Origin of the sequence: Mesorhizobium sp. M7A.F.Ca.MR.362.00.0.0, assembly GCF_004023175.1 — a bacterium.
Lineage (GTDB): Bacteria > Pseudomonadota > Alphaproteobacteria > Rhizobiales > Rhizobiaceae > Mesorhizobium.
The window spans coordinates 1-1,565 of sequence record NZ_RZTF01000706.1 but is presented as its reverse complement, the minus strand read 5'-3'; the positions used below and the strand labels follow the sequence as shown (position 1 = coordinate 1,565).

The window sequence follows — 1,565 nt, the reverse complement described above, 5'->3', positions numbered from 1 at the left end:
CGATGGTGGTGTTCTCCTTGGAGATCGACACCTTCTTGGCGCGGCCGAGCATGTTAAAGACGATGGGACGGCCACTCCGGCCAATGTAGGGAACGGTCGTTTAGCAGACATGAGACTATGCCGGCCGAAGCCGGGATTTGCGGGTTGGCTCCATGCGTAGTGCCGGCATAGGTCGCCGTAACGCGTGGTAAAAATCGCGTTCGGAGTTGCGGTCGATAACGGGGTTAACTAATCCTTTAAGCTACTTCACAGAATCTTTGCAATCTAAAATCGCTGACAATGCTAGGTTCCCCCTAAAGTCTGAGGTCAGGCACCTAGCGCCCTGGTACTTGAATAGCCAACTGAAACGCGAGCCCTGTTGCGATGATCCAGGTCTGGTCCCGTAGCAGCAAATCACACTTCAATGTACCTGACGGGGAAGTGATATGGCGATCCAAAATTCTACGCATCCTGTCCCCCCTCCAGGAAGCGGAGCGAATATGTCGACAAGAGGACTTCTCGAAGCGGCCGCCGATGAAGTCTGGAGGCCATACATGTATCACCAGACGTTTGAGGGTGCGGATGCGGCCCAGATTATCGCCGAGGACGTGCAGCAGCCAAGGTTTCATTCGAGCGACGCTCTTTGTTGCGGCACATTTGGCGAGTTGCTGCAAGGCCAGTTGCCGGTCGGCTCCGTTCCTCGGGACCCTCACTTCTTGGTCACGATGCCCATCGCGCTCTTTGCGCGAGCTCACTTCATGCCGATTGCAGGCACACGATCTGTTACCGTTTATCCGTCGCATAAAGTCAAAGCAAAACGACTGGCTGAGAATCTCGTAATTGCGCTCGGCGCCTCAGGAGGAACCCTCCTTTTGCAATCTGAGATCCCGGAAGGCAAAGGACTGGCGAGTTCGTCTGCGGATCTTGTTGCGGCCGCTCGGTCAATCGCCTGCTGCTTCAAGCGTAAAGTCCGGACATCGTTGATCGAGAAGCTCATGGCGGAGATTGAGCCATCCGACGGGGTGATGTATCCAGGCGTGGTCGCATATCAGCAGCGAGCATGTAGCCTTCTGTCCTTTCTCGGACAAATGCCGCCGCTTGCAATCGTTGGCATCGATGAAGGAGGGACGGTCGAAACCGTCGACTATGATCAAGGGCGAGGTGAAATCTCCGCCACTCACAGAGCAGAATACATCCAATTACTCGACCGCGCACGGATAGCAATTCCGCAGGGTGACACGGCCACGATAGGCAGAATAGCTACGGCCAGCGCGCTCCTGCATCAGGAGCGGTCTCCAAAGGAGCATCTGGACTCGATGCTAAAAGCATCCGAGGCCAGCGGCGCTCTCGGGGTCATAGTCGCCCACAGCGGCACAATGATTGGAATCCTGCTTGGTCGAATGGCAGCTGACTTTCCACGGAAGCTTCGGTCAGTGCTCGCCCATGTATCGCCGTTCGACAACTCGCCAAAAATATATCTGACTATGACTGGCTGCCGGTGAGGTAAGCAATATGGACGCTGTTCGCAAAGGCCTGCCATTCTCCAGCTATTCTGATGCCTATGCTCTCCCCAGCATTATTAGGTG

At 55.3% G+C, this 1,565-nt stretch carries 1 protein-coding gene; it reads left to right on the top strand.

Translation table 11 applies throughout. The features are described from left to right. Nucleotides 1–533 precede the first annotated feature (533 nt). Nucleotides 534–1,481 (top strand): hypothetical protein, encoded by a 948-nt coding sequence (locus EOC06_RS37010; protein WP_245470415.1) that lies wholly within the window; start codon nucleotides 534–536, stop codon nucleotides 1,479–1,481. Nucleotides 1,482–1,565 lie beyond the last annotated feature (84 nt).